Annotated in this window: 10 protein-coding genes, 1 other RNA gene and 1 pseudogene; 7 read left to right on the top strand and 5 right to left on the bottom strand. The window is 44.1% G+C overall.

Features of this window, described 5'->3' with window-relative positions; all coding sequences use genetic code 11:
• Positions 1 to 160 precede the first annotated feature (160 nt).
• Entirely contained in the window at positions 161 to 1,093 is a 933-nt protein-coding gene (locus VXQ11_RS00835) for a M28 family peptidase (protein ID WP_081406347.1), read from the top strand.
• Positions 1,094 to 1,162: 69 nt separating this feature from the next.
• On the opposite strand, the gene lon is transcribed toward VXQ11_RS00835, so the two are convergent.
• Positions 1,163 to 3,589: an endopeptidase La gene (lon, locus tag VXQ11_RS00840; RefSeq protein ID WP_064095588.1), complete on the bottom strand. Its 2,427-nt coding sequence runs from the start codon at positions 3,587 to 3,589 to the stop codon at positions 1,163 to 1,165.
• Positions 3,590 to 3,736: 147 nt separating this feature from the next.
• Positions 3,737 to 4,318: a 5-formyltetrahydrofolate cyclo-ligase gene (locus VXQ11_RS00845; protein ID WP_416679895.1), complete on the bottom strand. Its 582-nt coding sequence runs from the start codon at positions 4,316 to 4,318 to the stop codon at positions 3,737 to 3,739.
• A 430-nt stretch (positions 4,319 to 4,748) separates the two neighbouring features.
• Between VXQ11_RS00845 and VXQ11_RS00850 the strand changes: the two are divergent.
• The 5 genes and pseudogenes from VXQ11_RS00850 (at position 4,749) to VXQ11_RS00870 (ending at position 12,314) form a co-directional block, all read left to right on the top strand.
• Positions 4,749 to 5,231 (top strand): annotated as a pseudogene (locus VXQ11_RS00850) (VOC family protein).
• A 784-nt stretch (positions 5,232 to 6,015) separates the two neighbouring features.
• Positions 6,016 to 9,615: an urea carboxylase gene (gene uca, locus VXQ11_RS00855; protein WP_416705198.1), complete on the top strand. Its 3,600-nt coding sequence runs from the start codon at positions 6,016 to 6,018 to the stop codon at positions 9,613 to 9,615.
• A gap of 11 nt (positions 9,616 to 9,626) precedes the next feature.
• The gene (locus tag VXQ11_RS00860) at positions 9,627 to 10,337 is read left to right on the top strand and encodes a GntR family transcriptional regulator (RefSeq protein ID WP_064095583.1); all 711 of its coding nucleotides are present in this window, start codon (positions 9,627 to 9,629) and stop codon (positions 10,335 to 10,337) included.
• Between the two features lie 217 nt (positions 10,338 to 10,554).
• Complete coding sequence (locus VXQ11_RS00865; protein ID WP_416705338.1) at positions 10,555 to 11,835, top strand: PQQ-dependent sugar dehydrogenase; 1,281 nt, start codon at positions 10,555 to 10,557, stop codon at positions 11,833 to 11,835.
• Positions 11,836 to 12,152: 317 nt separating this feature from the next.
• Complete coding sequence (locus VXQ11_RS00870) at positions 12,153 to 12,314, top strand: YqaE/Pmp3 family membrane protein (RefSeq protein ID WP_081406339.1); 162 nt, start codon at positions 12,153 to 12,155, stop codon at positions 12,312 to 12,314.
• A 168-nt stretch (positions 12,315 to 12,482) separates the two neighbouring features.
• On the opposite strand, the gene ssrS is transcribed toward VXQ11_RS00870, so the two are convergent.
• The 3 genes from ssrS to VXQ11_RS00885 all read right to left on the bottom strand — a co-directional run bounded on the left by ssrS (position 12,483) and on the right by VXQ11_RS00885 (position 13,605).
• A non-coding RNA gene (ssrS, locus tag VXQ11_RS00875) (6S RNA) lies at positions 12,483 to 12,666 on the bottom strand.
• 97 nt (positions 12,667 to 12,763) lie between these two features.
• On the bottom strand, positions 12,764 to 13,051 hold the full coding sequence (locus tag VXQ11_RS00880; protein ID WP_064101456.1) for a cell division protein ZapA: 288 nt from the start codon (positions 13,049 to 13,051) through the stop codon (positions 12,764 to 12,766).
• Positions 13,048 to 13,605, bottom strand: coding sequence for a hypothetical protein (locus VXQ11_RS00885; RefSeq protein ID WP_064095580.1), 558 nt, complete (start codon positions 13,603 to 13,605; stop codon positions 13,048 to 13,050). The genes VXQ11_RS00880 and VXQ11_RS00885 overlap by 4 nt, the downstream gene beginning before the upstream one ends.
• Positions 13,606 to 13,669: 64 nt before the next feature.
• Between VXQ11_RS00885 and VXQ11_RS00890 the strand changes: the two genes are divergently transcribed.
• The gene (locus VXQ11_RS00890; RefSeq protein ID WP_064095579.1) at positions 13,670 to 14,305 is read left to right on the top strand and encodes a UPF0149 family protein; all 636 of its coding nucleotides are present in this window, start codon (positions 13,670 to 13,672) and stop codon (positions 14,303 to 14,305) included.
• The last annotated feature ends 44 nt before the right edge of the window (positions 14,306 to 14,349 follow it).

The following is a 14,349-nucleotide window of genomic DNA, read 5'->3' on the forward strand; positions in this document are numbered from 1 at the left end:
GATCAATAATTGGATACCTCATTATAACGATCAAACAACATGAATTTGAACCAGGAAACAAATTGAAATTGAAAGGGGGGATTTAGTGTTGCTTTAATGTCCGTAGTTCAAGTATCCGCTTGATAAAGGAATGGAATAATAATAAATGCGGAACAGTGTCATGATAAAAGGATGTTGTACTGTGCTCCTGTTACTGCTTGGTCTCATGGGTTCAAGCCTATGTATGGCCAGCTCAAGCAAAAGTGCTCAAGTCCCCCATCTGGAATTGTTTTTTAGCCAGATTATGAATGTGGATGAATACCGGAATTATAAAAATATTAAGGAGCTGAATCGGGTGTCTGCCTGGATCAAAGGGCAGATGCAGCGTCTGGGTGTCCCATGTCAGTATCAGGTTTATGTGGTCAATAACTTGAGTTACCGGAATGTCGTCTGTCAAATCAATACTCAAGCCAAAACCAAGATGGTAATGGGAGCACATTATGATGTTTTCAGTGCCCGATATGGGGCTGACAATAATGCATCAGGTGTAGCGGGTCTGCTGGAAACGGCAAGACTACTTGCTTTGCAAAAATCCAGACTCAAGCATGATATTGAATTTGCTTTCTATACCTTGGAAGAGCCACCCTTTTTTAAGACAGAACACATGGGCAGTTATATACATGCCAAATCATTAAAAGTGCAAAAACAGAAAATTAAAGGCGTGGTGATTCTGGATTCGATTGGCTATTTTGATGAACATCAGGTACAGAGTTATCCAGTCGGATTAAAATGGATTTATCCACGACATGGCAACTTTATTGCATCAATTGGACATTTGGCCTCAACCGGCCTGACCGGCGATTATTGTGATGCTATGCAACGGCTTAACAGGTTGGATTGTCAGCGTTTTGTCAGTCCAAGTTTTGCTCAGGATATGAGTTTCTCGGGCTATCTGAATTATACCAAATTCAATTATTCAACTATGCTGATCACCGATACTGCGAATTATCGCAATCCTTATTACAACACCGAACTGGACACCTTAGACAAGCTGGACTTGAACAAGATGACGTATGTGATTGATGGGCTGGTTGCTATGGCGCTACAGCCATAATTGAGTTAAGTGGCTTTTTACCCAATAAAAAAACCCTGCCGGAGCAGGGTTTTTAGGAATCAGCAGGTCTTAATGACGTGCTGCTTTCGCTTCTTCTTTGGTTTTCACAATTGGCGGTTTAACCAATGCTTTTGGCAAGGAGGTCAATGCCAGCGGTAAAATCTCATCAATTGATTTTACTGCTTTGATCTCTAAACCTTCTTTGACATTTTCTGGGATTTCCGCCAGGTCACGTACGTTTTCCTGTGGAATGAATACCAGCTTGATGCCACCACGATGGGCTGCCAGAAGTTTCTCTTTCAAGCCACCGATACGTAGTGCACGACCGCCCAGACTGGTTTCACCTGTCATCGCGATATCCGGACGAATCGGAATACCGGTGAAGGCAGATACCAGTGCAGTGGTGAGTGCCAAACCTGCCGATGGACCATCTTTTGGTGTCGCACCTTCAGGTAAATGCACATGCACATCAGTTTCTTCAAAGCGAGAGGCTTCGATGCCGAGTTCATCTGCACGGGTACGCACAACAGTCATGGCAGTGGTAATCGATTCTTTCATGACATCGCCAAGAGAACCGGTAGTAATAAACTTACCTTTACCCGGAACTGCAGCAACCTCAATAGTCAGTAACTCACCACCGACAGAAGTCCAAGCCAGACCGTTCACACGACCGATTTGTGCTTCTTCTTCCGCCATACCATAGTCAAATTTGTGTGGACCCAGGTATTCTGGAAGATTAACTGCTGTTACATCTACCTCAAGATTTTTAGCTTTCTTGCTGACTGCTTCTTTTACCACTTTACGTGCAATTTTTGACACTTCACGTTCAAGATTACGAACCCCGGCTTCACGGGTGTAATGGCGCACGATATCACGAATGGCTTCTTCGTGAACTGTAAGCTCTTTAGAACGTAAGCCATTGTTCTTGATTGCTTTAGGAACCAGATAGCGCTCAGCAATATTCACTTTTTCTTCTTCGGTATAACCCGGAAGACGAATCACTTCCATACGGTCCAGCAGCGCCTCAGGAATGTTCATGCTGTTCGCAGTACAGATAAACATCACTTCTGACAGGTCAAGATCGAGATCAAGGTAATGATCACTGAACTTGCTGTTTTGCGATGGATCTAGTACTTCAAGCATCGCAGAAGCAGGATCACCACGGTAGTCTTGAGCCATCTTGTCGATTTCATCAAGCAGGAACAACGGGTTCTTCACACCTACTTTAATTAAAGACTGCACGATTTTACCTGGCATCGCACCAATATAGGTACGACGGTGACCACGAATCTCGGCTTCATCACGTACACCACCCAGTGCCATACGGACAAACTCACGACCGGTCGCCTTGGCAATGGATTCGCCCAGTGAAGTTTTACCGACACCTGGAGGACCAACCAGACATAGAATCGGACCGCGCAATTTTTTCACACGTGACTGGACAGCAAGATATTCCACAATACGATCTTTGACATCGTCCAGACCATAATGGTCTGCATCCAGAATTTCCTGCGCCTTGTTCAGGTTAATGCTGACTTTACTGGCCTTATTCCATGGCGTATCCAGAATGACTTCAAGATAGTTGCGTACTACAGCAGCTTCACTTGAAGCAGGCTGCATTGCTTTCAGCTTGCGGAACTCGTTTTCTGCTTTCTTGCGTACATGCTCAGGCAAATCTGCTTCAGCAAGACGTTTTTCAATTTCGGCGACATCATCTTCTGCACCGCCGTTCATATCAGAAAGCTCGCGCTGAATGACTTTCATTTTTTCATTCAGGAAGTATTCGCGCTGGTTCTTTTCCATCTGACGTTTAACAGAGTCATGCAAGGTTTGCTCGATCTGCTGTTCTTCAGACTGTTGCAATAGATAAGTCATTAACTCAGTTAAATGCGCTTCGAACTCGTCCTGTTCGAGGAACTTTTGTTTCACTTCAATATTCAATGGAACACGGGTTGCAACGAAGAACAATAACTGTAATAAGTCTTCAATTTTGTTGGCTGCAGTGATCAGTTCACGGGCATTACGTAACTTCGCTTCTGCATATTGAGCGAAAAGCGCACGTAATTCTTGCAAGCGCACAGCTTGCGTGTCTTTATCCATCGTAACTGTCATTGGGCTGAGTTCATGCTCTGCTGTCAGATACTCGTTTTCGTCAATGATCGTTTTCAGCTTGGCACGATGCAGTCCTTCAATCAGGACTTTAATACAGTTTTCATCATTTTCGTGATTCACAACTTGCACAATCTTCGCGACAGTACCGTATTGATATAAATTGTCGTGATCAATTTCTTCTGTAAGCGAATCTTTTTGTGCAACCACAAATACTAGATTGTCACTGTTACGAGCCACATCAACTGCATTGATCGATTTTTCACGACCGACAAACAGCGCAATTTGCATGTGCGGGTAAACCACCACATCACGCAGCGCCAAAAGGGGTAGTACACTTGGAACCTGCGGCTCTAAGGTTTCTGGATTCATGATAATTTCAGACATGGGCACTCCTAATGAGTGACAACGGTGTTGCCATGCTTTTAATAGTGATGGGTAATTTTAAAAATACAAGGGCAGTTGAGATTAAATTGTATGAAAAATGACTAATTATGTGATTTTGAAGTAGTTATCAAGAGCAAAATTGAAAAATTAACGTTTGAACTTGATAGAAACTGTCGGAGTGATTAAAGCATCTAGGGGCTGATCCCATTTTTCCCGTTTTAAAGGTTGGCTAACCAGTTGAAAATCATACGCAAGTCCCAGACGGAAAGGGCATCTAGGTGCAGAAGCTAGGGTGCGATCATAAAAACCGCCGCCCATACCAATCCGGGTGCCTGAAGTATCACAGGCCAATAATGGCATGAGCAACAGATCCAGTTTGGAAACATGGACACCACGCGTACTCATTGGCTCTCGCATACCCAGCCGATGGTGGGCAAAGCGCCTGTTATGGTATTGATGCGGGCTGATCCGGATCCAGACCAGATGCTGATTCATGTCGCAAATTGCAGGGAGATAAACCTGCTTGCCCAGCTGAAAGCAGCGTTCAATAATCGCCTGGGTCTGAATTTCCCCAAAAGCATGCAGATACAGCCCAATACGTCGGGCTTGAATAAATTGTGGGCTATGGATCAGACGGTTCAAGACTTTTTGTGCGGCCTGCCTTTGCTCAAATTTAGAGAGATGACGACGCGTTTTACGAAGGTATCTTCTTAATTCCTGAATGGTCATAGGGCGCAAAAGCATGTGCAACAAAAGTATGCTCTAGTCTAAGTGGGAATTCTGGAAAAGTAAAAAATAATTCTGAATTGTAATGTCCTATTGCATTTTATCTCCCGATATAAATCGTGCCAGGTTTAAAGTCTAATTAAAGAAATTTTATGACCTGTTTTTAAAAGGTCATGAGGTGAGTAGTTTACGCTCTTTGATTTTCATCGCTTTTTATGTAATTAACAGTGTGATAGCAAGCTGCAGCAGTGAATAATTAGAAAAATGTTGAAAAGTTTTAGATCAATAAACATACAGCTTCAGAATGGATTTATCCCGTTTTTGGTGAAATAGTATAGATACGGAATCATATGACGATTCTCGGCTGAGAAATGATACACATTGGACATTGGACTTAGGTAGGCACGTAAGACCTAACTCAATGGAGAACATGATGAATATTGTGAAGAACACTATCTGCCTCTGGTACGATAACGATGCTGAAACTGCTGCGCGATTTTATGCGGACACCTTTCCAGATTCCTCGATTGACGCGATCAACCTTGCTCCTGGAGATTATCCCTCTGGGAAAGAAGGTGATGTCATTACGGTCGAATTTACAGTAATGGGCGTTGCCTGCATCGGGTTGAACGGTGGTCCTGGTTTTCAGCATAATGAAACATTTTCATTTCAGGTGGCGACTGAAGACCAGGAGGAAACAGATCGCTACTAGAATGCCATTGTGGGCAATGGCGGTCAGGAAAGTGAGTGTGGCTGGTGCAAGGACAAGTGGGGCATTTCCTGGCAGATTACGCCAGCGGTCCTGATCAATGCCTGTAACAGTTCTGACCGTGCTGCAGCCAAACATGCATTTGAGGCCATGATGGGCATGAAGAAAATTGATGTTGCTGTGATTGAAGCCGCTTTTCGTGGTTGAGTGACAGAGATTATCCGCAATTTCAGTGAATACTACTGGGCAGCCTTATTTACTTCAATATTTGAAACCTCTCCTTTTATATTTCCTTTCGATCATCTCCTGTGTGCCTATATGCATCTTGGGTTAAACCCTTTTCATTCCGGCATGGAGTACCTCCAATTTTATTACTAGCCCAAGATATAAGCTGAATGGTTCCCTTAAAGGTTCATTAATAGATAGGCTTTTATATCAGTGTTGTACAAGTTGAAGGGATGCAGATCATGCAATATGAGTTCCAGAATAATTTTTGCACCGAATTGAAAACAGACTGAACCAAAAACAGTCATCTAATCAAATTTCCCTCTCATTGGGACATCTTAAATAATATTAAAATATTGAAATTAATATAAAAATAAAACTGGCATAAGTTCTGCATATTTGTATTCAAACTTGGATACAAGATTGGATACAGAATGCTTCCTCACAAAATGATCGACTGGACAGTCCTGAAATGGCGTGCGGCCGATCAGTAAAAACAGTTCTCACCGAAAAATCCCGCTCAACCCAATGCGCAATTCGAGCGCACTGGGTCTGCCTGTATTTTGGTTGCGACTGGCACATATCTGAAAGAAAAAATTGATGCATTCAGGAAAGCTGTATATGTGGATAGCGTGCATCTGCACCTGCATTACAGATCAGTGAACTTGGTAGGTAGCGGGTCTATGTCCATGAGCTGAATCAATAAAAAAATGAAACAGAGCCATTCAACAGATTCAAAAAATAGATAAAATAACTGGGGATTCATATGTTTAAGACTGTACTGATTGCAAACCGCGGCGAAATTTCTGTTCGCGCCATTCGCACATTAAAAAAAATGGGTGTAACCAGTGTCGCCGTTTATTCAGAAACAGATCGTTATGCGCAGCATGTACTTGATGCAGATGTTGCCGTATCTCTGCAAGGAACTAAACCTAGCGATACCTATTTGAGTATCGAAAAGCTGATTGCTGCAGCCAAAAATACCGGGGCCGAAGCAATTTTCCCGGGTTATGGTTTTCTGTCAGAAAGTGCTGATTTTGCCCGTGCCTGCGAAGAAAATGGCATTGCTTTCATGGGACCCACAGCTGCGCAGATTTTAGAGTTTGGTTTAAAACATCGTGCCCGTGAACTTGCTGCAGCTGCCAATGTACCCATGACTCCCGGTACAGGTCTGCTAAATAGTCTGGACGAAGCTTTGGCAGAAGCTGAAAAAATTGGTTATCCAATTATGCTGAAAAGCACAGCAGGCGGTGGCGGAATTGGCTTGACCCGTTGTGATGATGCAGAAGCACTTCGAGAGGCTTATGAAAGTGTAAAACGTCTGGGTGAGCAGTTCTTTAAAGATGCCGGGGTGTTTCTGGAACGCTTTGTGGATAAAGCCCGTCATGTCGAAGTTCAGATTTTTGGAGATGGACAGGGACAGGTAGTGGCTTTGGGTGAGCGTGACTGTTCATTACAGCGCCGTAATCAGAAGGTCGTAGAAGAAACACCAGCGGCTCATTTACCTGATGTAACCCGTCAAAAACTGCATCAGGCGGCAGTTGAACTGGGCAAATCGGTGAAATATCGCAGTGCCGGTACGGTTGAGTTTATTTACGATGCAGCACGTGACGAGTTTTATTTCCTTGAAGTGAATACCCGTTTGCAGGTGGAACATCCTGTCACTGAAATGGTGACCGGTTTAGACCTGATCGAATGCATGTTGAAAATCGCAGCAGGCGATACTTTGGATTGGAAGCATCTAAGCAGTATTCAGCCTCGGGGTGCAGCGATTGAAGTACGCATATATGCCGAAGATCCAGTCAAGAATTTCCAGCCGAGTCCAGGGATTTTGACCGATGTCTTTTTTCCGGAAAATGTCCGGGTTGATACCTGGGTGAGTACCGGAACTAAAATTTCCCAATACTTTGACCCGATGATTGCCAAGATTATTGTGCATGCTGAAGATCGTGATACTGCCATTCATACGCTTAAATCAGCTTTAGCTGAAACTCGCCTGAATGGTATTAGTACCAATCTGGATTATGTGCATACTGTTATTTCAGATCCACGTTTTGAACAGATGCAGATCTGGACACGCATGCTGGATGATTTCAAATATGTGCCGAATGTGATTGAGGTGATTCAGCCGGGTACACAAAGTTCGATTCAGGATTATCCGGGTCGTGTCGGGTATTGGGATATTGGTGTACCGCCTTCAGGCCCAATGGATGATTATGCCTTCCGGCTGGCCAATAAAATTGTTGGGAATGTCGAGGCCGCCGCCGGGTTTGAATTTACCCTGCAAGGTCCAATCCTCAAATTTCATGCAGAAAATATCATTGCTTTAACTGGCGCACCTTGTCCGGTAAGTCTGGATGATGAAGCAGTAAATTTCTGGCAGCCTATTCAGGTAAAAGCAGGCCAAACCCTAAAAATTGGACAGGTTGAATCTGGATGCCGGACCTACCTGGCTGTGCGAAATGGTCTGAATGTACCGGAATATCTGGGTAGCCGTTCTACCTTTGCTTTAGGTAATTTTGGTGGACATGCAGGCCGAGTGTTACGGGCTGGTGACATGATTAAGATGGTGAATCCTGAGCTGCCGGCCGATGGTCTACCTTTGGCGATTGCAGAACCTGAAGTTTTGGCAACAGATCTGATTCCAAGTTATGGCAAGGAATGGAAAATTGGTGTGCTCTATGGTCCGCATGGCGCTCCTGATTTCTTTAAAGCTGAATATATTGAGGAGTTTTTTGCATCAAGCTGGAAAGTGCATTTTAACTCGAACCGATTGGGTATCCGTTTAACCGGACCGACGCCAAGCTGGGCGCGTGAAAATGGCGGTGAAGCGGGTCTGCATCCATCCAATGTACATGACTGTGAATATGCCATTGGTGCAATCAACTTTACCGGTGACTTCCCCGTAATCCTTGCCAAAGATGGTCCGAGCCTGGGTGGCTTTGTCTGTCCGGTGACCATTGCCAAAGCTGAACTCTGGAAAATTGGTCAACTGAAAGCCGATGACACGATTAGCTTCTATCCAATTTCGGTAGAACAGGCCAATGCGCTGGAGCGGCAGCAAATTCAAACCCTCCAAAACTTTGCCAAGGCAGAGATGCCCTACGAGGCTGAAGTCGTGGCAGTTCAAGCAGAAAGTATTCTGGCATTGCGTGAAGCTACACCAGATGCACCAAAAGCTGTATATCGTCAGGCAGGTGACAGTTATATCTTGCTGGAATACGGTGATAACGTACTGGATTTGGCCCTACGCCTGCGCGTACACCGCTTGATGCAACTGATCCGTGAAGCTGATCTTGACGGTATCCTGGAATTATCACCTGGTGTGCGATCCTTGCAGATTAAATATGATGGTCTGCGTTTGAGCCAGCAGCAACTGATTCACTTCCTGCTTGGTCTTGAAGAACAGATGGGCGATTTGCGTGACATTAAAATCCCTTCAAGAATTATCCATTTACCCATGGCCTTTGAGGACTCGGCGACTCTGGGTGCTGTTGAGCGTTATCAGGAAAGCGTCTGTGCCACAGCCCCCTGGCTTCCGAATAATGTCGATTTTATTCAGCGGATTAATGGTTTAAGTCACCGCCAACAGGTCAAGGACATTATTTTTGATGCCAACTATCTGATTTTAGGGCTAGGTGATGTATATCTGACTGCACCTTGTGCAGTGCCTATTGATCCGCGCCACCGTTTACTGAGTTCCAAATATAATCCGGCCCGTACTTTTACCGCTGAAGGTACAGTCGGGATTGGTGGCATGTATATGTGTATTTATGGCATGGACTCACCGGGTGGCTATCAGTTGATTGGCCGTACCGTGCCGATCTGGAACAAGTTTAAAAAGAACAAGCAGTTTGGCGATCAGCAATGGTTCTTACGCTTTTTTGACCAGATTAAATATTATGAGGTTACTGAGGCTGAACTGGATCAGTTCCGTGCTGATTTCGCCCATGGTCTGGCAGAAATCAAAATTGAAGAATGCGAGTTTGACTTTGCAGCATATCAGGATTTCCTTGCTGCAGAACACGACAGCATTGCCGCCTTTAAAGCGCAGCAGCAGGCTGCTTTTAGTACCGAGGTAGAACGCTGGAAAGACGAGTTTGATGCACCTGTAGAAATAGAAGTGCTGCAGGATGATACCGATTACAGCCAGTATGTCCCTCTCAACGCCTCTATGACCGGCAATATCTGGAAGATTTTTGTAGAAGCCGGGCAGATTGTGAAAAAAGGCGACACGGTGGCCATCATTGAAGCCATGAAAATGGAGCTGCCGGTCTATGCTGATGATGATGGCATTGTCAAAGCGATTATCTGCCGTTCTGGTCAGACCGTGCATAGTGGTGAACCACTGGTTTATATGGAGTAATGGATTGAGCCATGACTATTGTCCGTAATCCAGCCACCACTAAAGCGACAGGAAAAAGCTCAGACAATCTGTCTGAGCTGGTTTTCCAGAAAATTAAAAATGATATTTTTGACTTTAAGCTGATGCCGGGAGAGCGGTTTACTGAATCGGAAATTGCTGAAAGCTATGCCGTCAGCCGTACACCTATTCGGCAAGCTTTATATCGTTTGCAGCAGGAAGGTTATGTCGAGGTGCAGTTTAGAAGTGGCTGGCAGGTCCGGCCACTGGACTTTAAAGCTTATGAAGAACTTTATGATCTACGGATTTTATTGGAAGGTTATGCAGTCGAGCAACTTTGTCAGAAGCCCAAAGACCAGTTGCAGGTTGCTCTGGCTATTTTGATTCAAACCTGGTGTATTCAACCAGAACAGTATGTCTATGATCTCAGGCGGTTATCTGTAGAAGATGAAGCATTTCATTGTCATTTGGTATTTGCAGCCGGCAATGCAGAAATGGCAAAAATACATAGTGAGATCAGCGAAAAAATTCGGATCATACGCCGGCTGGATTTTTCCAAAGATTATCGGATTGAGGCCACCTATGCTGAACATCAACAGATTTTAAAGGCGCTGCTTGCCCAAGATGCAGTCGCCTGTCTTTCTATATTAGAGGCTCATATTCGACTCAGTCGTAATGAGGTAAAAAAAATTACTCTGGAAATGTTGTCGTGTTGTCCTGGGTAAGTGAGTCAGAATAAATTTATGTTTACAGCAAGAAAAACATCAGACCTGACTCAAAGTTGATAACCAATTCATAACCAGAAAAAACAAGAATCAGCTAGTGGCATCACTTGTAGTTTCTTAAAGTTAAGTCGAGGATAATAATAACAAAGAGATCAAAATGCTTATTCAGCACATACGACTTTTAGTTGCTGGTACCGCCTGTGCATCTTTCCTGACTATGACAGGATGTATGATGCCTTCCAAATCGCCCATCACTGACAGTTATGGTTCTGATCCAGACTTACCTAAACCACAGTCAAGCTTGCTGCCTACGGTCAATATTGCGCCTGCCAAAGGCTGGCCTGTGGATGAAATGCCTATACCCGCGACAGGTTTAAAAGTTCAGGCATTTGCCAAAGGACTGCGACATCCGCGCTGGCTGTATGTATTGCCAAATGGTGATGTGCTGGTGGCTGAAACGGATGCACCATCCAAGCCCGATGATAGTAAAGGGATCAAAGGGAAAATCATGAAGTGGGTAATGCAGCGCGCCGGCTCATCGCATCCTAGAGCCAACCGCATCACGCTACTTCGGGACAGCAATGGAGATGGGGTGGCTGAACAAAAAACCGTATTCTTGCAAAATCTCAATTCTCCATTTGGTATGGCGCTGATTGGCAATACATTGTATGTAGCCAATACTGATGCCTTGATGCGCTTTCCTTATCAGAACGGGATGACTCAAATCACAGCAGCCGGCACCAAGGTGCTGGATTTACCGGCAGGCCGTTTAAACCATCACTGGACCAAAAATGTCATTGCCAATCCTGCAGGCAATAAACTTTATATCACAGTGGGTTCCAACAGTAATGTGGCTGAAAATGGCTTAGAGCAAGAGCAGGGCCGGGCACTCATTATGGAGTTTGATTTGGATAGTGCCCAAGCACGACCTTATGCAACCGGACTACGTAATCCGAATGGCATGGACTGGCAACCTCAGAGTGGTGCACTCTGGACGGTGGTAAATGAACGCGATGAGCTCGGCAATGATCTGGTTCCTGATTATTTGACCTCTGTCAAAGAGGGCGCTTTTTATGGCTGGCCTTATAGTTATTATGGTCAGCATGTTGATACACGGGTCAAACCGCAAAACCCTGCTTTAGTTGCGCGAGCAATTCCACCGGATTATGCATTAGGCAATCATACTGCCTCATTGGGCTTGGCTTTCTATAGGGCAGATCTGATGCCTCAATATCGTGATGGGGCGCTGATTGGTCAGCATGGCTCATGGAACCGCAAACCACATAGTGGCTATAAAGTGATTTTTGTTCCCTTTCAAAATGGCCAACCAATCGGACAGCCTCAGGATGTTTTGACCGGATTTCTCAGCGATCAAGGGAAAGCATATGGACGTCCTGTTGGTGTAGCAGTGGATTCCTCAGGAGCCATTTTAGTGGCAGATGATGTCGGAGACGTGATCTGGCGGGTATCACCCTTGAGTACAAGACCAAAAAAATAAATCTATAAATATAAATAGGCTAAGTGCCTTATTTGGATATAAGCCTGTTGCATAGCAAAAATTAAGCGAAAACTTTTTTTATTAAAACGTCAACACTCTGGCTGAAAAGATACAAGAGCTGAGTGGATGTAAGATAACTTTTTAAGCTTCTTTTAAGCTGGCTGAATTAGGCTTTCAAGATATTTTTAAACGTGATTTCGCATGTACAGAGATTCTGCTAATCACATTAAAAATATCTGAATATAAGTAGCAGTTCTAGCCATTCGTAAATACTGGACTTAAAAGCTCAAGACATTGCAAAAAGAGGATTTTAAAAAGTGAAATCAATTATCGCATTTATTTTTCCGTGGTCATTGTTTATGACTCTTCGTCGGCCAGTCGAATCCGTAGTATGTTTGCTACTTCAGATTTCGATTTTTGGCTGGATTCCTGCTGCAATCTGGGCCATATATATTTTATATCGGGATAAAATAGTTTAAGAGATTGTTTTTGAATAAAATAAAGTGAAAAGGACTTTTGAGGCATTTCATGCATACAAGATGACTGCGTTAATACAAGGGGGCGTGATCGAAATAAATGCTGAGATGAGAGAAGATTTAGAAAGGATTTTATATGGATTATAAATAATATATTTTTACTAAGAAAATAAGCACTCCGGAGATGCCGCTGCATGTGTCGTTACCCTGAACCCGATGAGTTCAAGGAGGATGTGACGTATACTTGCTGGGTTTCCCATGCGAAGATGGGCATACACTCTAAATATACAGACCACACCCATAAGTGTTAGTATCGGCAGGGGAATAGACCCGCTGGCGAACACCCCAGAGTTAAGTTAATTATAAACAATAATGCCGGTGTGGCAACTCCATGCTGTTCATGAACTGTAAACAGTTCATTCGAATGTCTGAAGTTTAAGCGGAATATGTGATTATTCAGTAAGTTCTTCAACTTCTTCTAAAATGGTTTGTAACAAACGTTCGCAATGTCCGTATTGTTGCAGGGACCGGTTCATGCTCAGAACTTCCTGCATCAACTCAAGTGCTACCATAATAATCAGTTTACTAGGTTCCATGCGTGGAGCTTTACGACGAAATTCATCATACTTTTCATTTAATAACTGTGCCGCACGCTGTAATTCTTCCTGCTTGTCAGGAGGCGAGGCTAAACGGAAACTATGCCCCAATACTCTGAGATCGATTGCAATTTGTTCACTCATGATGAAGCTTCCTCAATGACTTCAGTCGGATGGGCCAGTTGTTGAATTTCCTGTGCGTGATGATCCTGCGCAGTGCCAAGAATGGCCAGACGTTGAATAATTGCTTCAACCTTGGCTTTGGCATTTTCATTTTTTTGGGTTAAACGTTCAGCTTCCTGAGTCAAACGCTGGATTTCCTGCTGAGAATGACGCTGTTCAATCAGCATCTTTTCTTTAAGTACCCGCAGATCATTACGTTCAGCCAGAATTTCCTGAAAACGGTTTTTCAGATCGGTGCAGCTTTTTTCAAGTCTGCCATAACGGTCTGCCAGTGCAGTTGCATCATTATTAAGCAGTTGAAACTGGGCCCGAGAGTCCGTCAATTGTTCTGTCAGGTTTTCATTTTCTTGTTGTTTTTGCGCAATTACGCTGTTCTTTTGTTCAATTTGCAGTTGATGTTGCATTGATGAAGAGTCTTGCTCTTCGCGCAAGCTGGAATTTTCACTTTCAAGCCGTGCAAGTCGCGTTTTTAACACGCCGATCTGCACTTGTAGACGCTGTAATTCTTCTAACATATCGAGGTCGCACAGTGTTGCAAACAAAGGTAATATATAAGCAGTATAAAGATTGGATAAACGAATGCAAGACGATATTTCAGGTTGGACCGAATGGCACCGCAATTTTTCTTCAATTGAGGAGATTTCCAGCCCTAGCGAACTGCATGGTTTGCTGACGGGCATTGTTTGTGTCACTCAGGCCCCAAGCAGTGAAGAGTGGTTACAGATTTTAGAAACATTGGACGTATCTGAACTGGATGCCGAAGCATTAGAGCTTTTGACAGGCGAAGCTGAAGACATCTTCCATGCCTTGTCTGAAGATGAACTAGATTATTTACCTTTGCTGCCCGATGATGAACATACGCTTTCAGAACGTGTGCAGGCACTGGCGGACTGGTGTGCAGGTGTGGTCTTAGGTTTTGGACTGGCGTCCGGGCATATCCGCCAAGATGAAGTTGAACTGATTGAACATTTGCAGGATGTAGCCGCGGTAGAATTTGAAGATTCGGACGATGATGCCGAAGGTGAAGAAAGCTATCAGGAATTGTATGAATTTGTGCGCCTGATTCCGGTCAGTTTGTCTTTAGGGCGTAAAAAAGTAGGAGTTGAAGAAACGCCACTCCTGCAGCAATTTGGTCAAAAAAATCAGCCTAACGATGCCGCTCCTACAGAGCCGCAAAGCGTTGTCGAGATTTTCTCGCCTAAACGTCCAAGTTGATGAAATGCTGAAGTGAACTAAGCCATACTTGAAATCAGGCATAT

The organism is Acinetobacter sp. 197, assembly GCF_048148385.1.
GTDB lineage: Bacteria > Pseudomonadota > Gammaproteobacteria > Pseudomonadales > Moraxellaceae > Acinetobacter > Acinetobacter pecorum.

Excerpts from the sequence above, each read along its gene's own strand:
- VXQ11_RS00835 (WP_081406347.1), top strand. The coding sequence starts at position 161 with ATGATAAAAGGATGTTGTACTGTGCTCCTGTTACTGCTTGGTCTCATG.
- lon (WP_064095588.1), bottom strand. The coding sequence starts at position 3,589 with ATGTCTGAAATTATCATGAATCCAGAAACCTTAGAGCCGCAGGTTCCA.
- VXQ11_RS00845 (WP_416679895.1), bottom strand. The coding sequence starts at position 4,318 with ATGACCATTCAGGAATTAAGAAGATACCTTCGTAAAACGCGTCGTCAT.
- uca (WP_416705198.1), top strand. The coding sequence starts at position 6,016 with ATGTTTAAGACTGTACTGATTGCAAACCGCGGCGAAATTTCTGTTCGC.
- VXQ11_RS00860 (WP_064095583.1), top strand. The coding sequence starts at position 9,627 with ATGACTATTGTCCGTAATCCAGCCACCACTAAAGCGACAGGAAAAAGC.
- VXQ11_RS00865 (WP_416705338.1), top strand. The coding sequence starts at position 10,555 with ATGACAGGATGTATGATGCCTTCCAAATCGCCCATCACTGACAGTTAT.
- VXQ11_RS00880 (WP_064101456.1), bottom strand. The coding sequence starts at position 13,051 with ATGAGTGAACAAATTGCAATCGATCTCAGAGTATTGGGGCATAGTTTC.
- VXQ11_RS00885 (WP_064095580.1), bottom strand. The coding sequence starts at position 13,605 with ATGTTAGAAGAATTACAGCGTCTACAAGTGCAGATCGGCGTGTTAAAA.
- VXQ11_RS00890 (WP_064095579.1), top strand. The coding sequence starts at position 13,670 with ATGCAAGACGATATTTCAGGTTGGACCGAATGGCACCGCAATTTTTCT.